Source organism: Mediterraneibacter agrestimuris (genome assembly GCF_943193195.1).
In the GTDB taxonomy this organism is placed as follows: Bacteria; Bacillota; Clostridia; order Lachnospirales; family Lachnospiraceae; genus Schaedlerella; species Schaedlerella agrestimuris.
This window is the reverse complement of record NZ_CALPDG010000092.1, coordinates 1-4,005: the sequence shown is the minus strand read 5'-3', so window position 1 is coordinate 4,005 and position 4,005 is coordinate 1. Positions and strand designations below refer to the sequence as shown.

Genomic DNA, 4,005 nt, shown 5'->3' with positions numbered 1-4,005 from the left:
GCGCTGGGGCGGCTATTTTTGTATAAAAAACAAAAGGTGCTTCCGCAATGGAAACACCTTTGATTGTAAATTGAATCCAAGCTGGGCGGCGTATCCAGCATCTCAGGTACTCTTGCGAGTGTGTCGGGAGCCTTTCCGACCTTTGCGGTTCAATTTATTGTATTCCCATTATAGAGTAGAATACGTAAAAGACCCCGTATTACTACGAGGTCTTTATTATATCTGAATGAAATAGGTGGGGTGACAATCCCACATCTCCAACTAGGGTGACGGCTGCCCGTTCCGTCCTCTGCTTTCATTCAATATAGTTTATGCTTTTACAACCTCATTATACAATATTTTGTTTATTTGTCAAGTTTTTTGAGCGTCCCCTTTTTAATAAAGTTTTTAACCCTATTTGGATTAAGGACATACATAGAACGGGCATAGTAAATATTCTGTAAGCTTACACGCACAGCAACTTTTACAAAATCACCGTTTGATACATATTCCTTAGTAAATTCAATAGAATTGTCTTTTATATTTTTACCAACGTAGTCAGGGTGGGCAATTATCTGTTCTATGTCACAACTGTACTTTTTGAAATCTTCTGGGTGGGAGGACTTCATGTGTTCCATGTTGGATTCGGCAATATAAATTGGAGTCCCGACAGGAATGTCCAAATCCAATAATTTAATTATTTCAGAAGAAAAATTTCCTATTTGTTTTCTGGACATTAGTTGTCGACCACCTCTTTTCCTTTGTACTTGCGCCGAGAAAACACCACTTTATATATAATCGCCGTGGCGGTTATACCTCTTCTATTACTGACAGATTCGGAATAAAGAATATAGTGTAGTTATCCACTTTAGCATACTCCCCGTATTTATCCCGATAACAGTCAATACATTCTTGTAGAAATTCTTCTGTTACTTCCAGATACTCGGCTGCATCGTGTCTGGAATGATGTCCGGCTTGAAACGCTTTTATAATCCCATTCAGTCCGATCAGCTTATTGTATCCCCAGAGCCTTGCCTGACGTTCCTGTTTTCGGTTTTGAGAGTCAGACATATTTATAATATCACCGACACTGGTGTGATGATGTCCGAGTTCCTCAGCAATGATACAGGCTTTTTCTGTTTCGCTACTCACGGAAGTATTAATTGCTATGTTTCCATCTATGTAGAAGCCTTTAAGTGTTTCTTCTCCGAGATAATAATCATGTATTCTAATATCATCTTCAAAGGCTTCCTGTTCCAATTGTTCAAGCTTGTTCAAATAAATCCCTCCACACTTTTTTACTATTATATCAAAATGGGTGTGTAAAAATATGGACTTTACTTTTTCTCTTGTTTGATGAATTTCGCAAATTCTTTTATGCGGTTGAGTTGTTCTTCCGTATACTCTGTTCCGTCAAAGTGTGCAGCTAGAGTAGTAGGATCTTCGTCTATTCCAAGTAAAGTATCCGCAGATACATTAAGTACATCAGCTATTTTTTTTATTGTGTTTACGTTTGGCTCTCTATTTCCACTTTCATATAAAGAATAAGTTGATTTTGCTACGCCGATATTTTCGGAAACTTCTTTCTGTGAAAGACCGGATTTAATACGAGCTTCTTTTAAGTTTTCCTTGAAATTCTCACCCATTGTATATACCTGTTATGAAGTGACCTCTTGTCAAGAGTAAATTTCAAGAAATCACCACATTTTCCTTTCTTTAAATTTTAACACTGGGTACAGAGGCAGAGCCTCAGATCTAACAGTCCCCGGCCTTGGCCACTCTGTTATACGTGGATTGGTTACCTACAGGTCAATGGTCCGCCGTGAATCTTGCCGTCTCCTAGCGTGAATCAAAATATATAAATATAATGTCAACAGAGGTATGTCGCAAATAATTCGGACCTAAGAATGCTCCAAGACCCTGACTCTGTATCCAGTGTTATTAGTTGTTTTTGCAGATGAAATCTGACAAAGTCAGTTTCTTCTGCTTGATTACCCTTAAGAATTTTCAGATGGTTCTGTCAGGGACTTGTCGCCAATGGCGATGCGAAGCATCCTTGACTGAAACAGATGAATATTCTACTAACTCACATGTTCTGTCATCATACCCCAGATAAAACACGCTAATTCTCTTGCTATTGCTGTTGTTGCCACATTTCGATTAACTCCTTTGTTTAGAGTCATTTTGTAAAACCTTCGTCTAAGCCTTTCATTTGCTTTATCTGCATACGCAATTACTTCCGGTGGATTTCCTTTCTGTCTTTGCTTCAATGCTACTGATTTGTGTCCTACATTTCCCCTTGTATAACTCTGGGCTGCTTCAACTAAAAGTCTTCGCAAGTGACTATTTCCAGCCTTGGTTATACTGTAGCGATTAACTCTCGTATCACTGGAATCTTCACTTGGTACAAGACCTAAAAACGAAGCAAATTTCGGTGCTTTTTCAAATCTTTCAAAATCACCTACCTCGACAACCATTGAAAGGGCTGTATGTGTCTTAATTCCAAGAAGACAACTCATATGTTTTACCTTTTCTTCGTATCTTTCTGCTGATGCAAGTTCTTCTATTCTTTCATCAAACCTGCTGATTTTTTCTGTTAAATATTCATAGGTCAGAAGATATTCATTTAAAGTTTCTCTTTGTAAATCTGACAATTCTAAGTTTTTTAACCATTTCAGATGTGCAATAGTCCAATAAGTTTTTCCGCCTTCAAAACGTTTTCCCTGTCTTAAAACAAACGCAAGAATCTGTTGTTTTACCTTTTTGAGATACAGCTTCTGGTCATCACGCATTCTAATATATTCCTTAACATCGTTGTCATCATTATCTGGAACATATACTTCACTATAAGTATGAAATGCCAGACATCTGGCTATATTTGCAGCATCTCTTTTATCGGTTTTTACATGATGTGTATTAGTTATAGCCATTGTACTTGGAGCCAATATTTTGCAATCTACAGCATGATCTGTTAATTGATGATACAAAGAATAACCCAAACATCCTGCCTCGTATCCACAAACAAATGTAACCTCACCTTCATATCTTGAGCGAACCTGCTCCATATACTTAAGAACAAGTTTGTAATCTGATGGTATTGTCTGTTTATATTCAACCTTATCTGTATCATAACTATAACAACAAAGTGTGTACTGTTCCTTATGGACATCCATCCCAACATAAACTATACTATTCATATGTGACCTCCTATTGTATGCGGTAATCCCTGTTACCTTATTATTCTTACACAAATAATATTTTACAGGTAAATCCACGAATCTACAATTGTGAGGTCACTTCATATTGTCTCCTGTTACCTATGATTATAGTTGCGAACCGAAAACGTGTCAATAAAAAAGTTTGCAAAATGCAAAGAAAAGTATTGACAAGTTTGCAAAAAGCAATTATATTATACTTATAGTTTGCGATATGCAAACCAAAATGAGAAAGGAGATAAGTATATGTTCAGAAATTTGGATGCTGAACAGGCAAGAAATTCTTATACAAATCAACAAATGGAAGAAAAACTAAACATATCAAGAGTTTCGTATGAGAACAAGAAGAAAACAGGAAAGTTTACTGCGTTGGAAGCTAAACGATTATGCAGGATTTTCCATGTTAAATTTGACTATCTGTTCAAAACAGAACCAGATGGAGAAGAGAAAAGGAGAGTGATGGGGATGGTAAGACCAAGAGGAACAGACTCTGCAAAGGTAATACAGGTAATTGTTACCGAGTCTTTACGTGGAAAAGGTACCAATGAGGACTTGTGTAGGATAGTTACACAATGCTGGGATTTTGAAGGGAATCTAATAGCAGAAAATGACCCCTGTATTACGGAGTCCGTGACACAGGGGGATGATTAATCATGTATTGAACTTCTATTTGCTTGAGGAATATGTCCATGTAGCCTTTTAGTAGATGGAAATCATGTTCTGGATATTTACGTTTCCATGCAGTCTGGAAGCGGTAGAGGAATGGGAGGGCATCGATCCCGGTCCGGTTACTTACCCCGGAATGAACCGG

The 4,005-nt window shown here is 37.5% G+C and carries 5 protein-coding genes; 1 reads left to right on the top strand and 4 read right to left on the bottom strand.

The features are described from left to right. Positions 1-344 precede the first annotated feature (344 nt). The 4 genes from NFS18_RS19015 to NFS18_RS19000 form a co-directional block, all read right to left on the bottom strand. Positions 345-716 carry a PBECR3 domain-containing polyvalent protein gene (locus NFS18_RS19015; RefSeq protein WP_251393104.1) on the bottom strand — a complete coding sequence of 124 codons (372 nt, stop codon included), beginning with the start codon at positions 714-716 and terminating at the stop codon, positions 345-347. Positions 717-789: 73 nt separating this feature from the next. Beyond that, a complete protein-coding gene (locus NFS18_RS19010; RefSeq protein WP_251393102.1) occupies positions 790-1,257 on the bottom strand; it encodes an ImmA/IrrE family metallo-endopeptidase in 468 nt (155 codons plus the stop codon). A 59-nt stretch (positions 1,258-1,316) separates the two neighbouring features. Next, a complete protein-coding gene (locus tag NFS18_RS19005) occupies positions 1,317-1,625 on the bottom strand; it encodes a helix-turn-helix domain-containing protein (protein WP_251393100.1) in 309 nt (102 codons plus the stop codon). 435 nt (positions 1,626-2,060) lie between these two features. Next, complete coding sequence (locus NFS18_RS19000; RefSeq protein ID WP_251393098.1) at positions 2,061-3,176, bottom strand: IS110 family RNA-guided transposase; 1,116 nt, start codon at positions 3,174-3,176, stop codon at positions 2,061-2,063. A 264-nt stretch (positions 3,177-3,440) separates the two neighbouring features. On the opposite strand from NFS18_RS19000, the gene NFS18_RS18995 reads away from it, so the two are divergent. Next, complete coding sequence (locus NFS18_RS18995) at positions 3,441-3,845, top strand: hypothetical protein (protein ID WP_251393096.1); 405 nt, start codon at positions 3,441-3,443, stop codon at positions 3,843-3,845. Positions 3,846-4,005 lie beyond the last annotated feature (160 nt).

Bases quoted from the DNA above. Each gene is read 5' to 3' on its own strand.
- NFS18_RS19015 (WP_251393104.1), bottom strand. From the start codon at position 716: ATGTCCAGAAAACAAATAGGAAATTTTTCTTCTGAAATAATTAAATTA.
- NFS18_RS19005 (WP_251393100.1), bottom strand. From the start codon at position 1,625: ATGGGTGAGAATTTCAAGGAAAACTTAAAAGAAGCTCGTATTAAATCC.
- NFS18_RS19000 (WP_251393098.1), bottom strand. From the start codon at position 3,176: ATGAATAGTATAGTTTATGTTGGGATGGATGTCCATAAGGAACAGTAC.
- NFS18_RS18995 (WP_251393096.1), top strand. From the start codon at position 3,441: ATGTTCAGAAATTTGGATGCTGAACAGGCAAGAAATTCTTATACAAAT.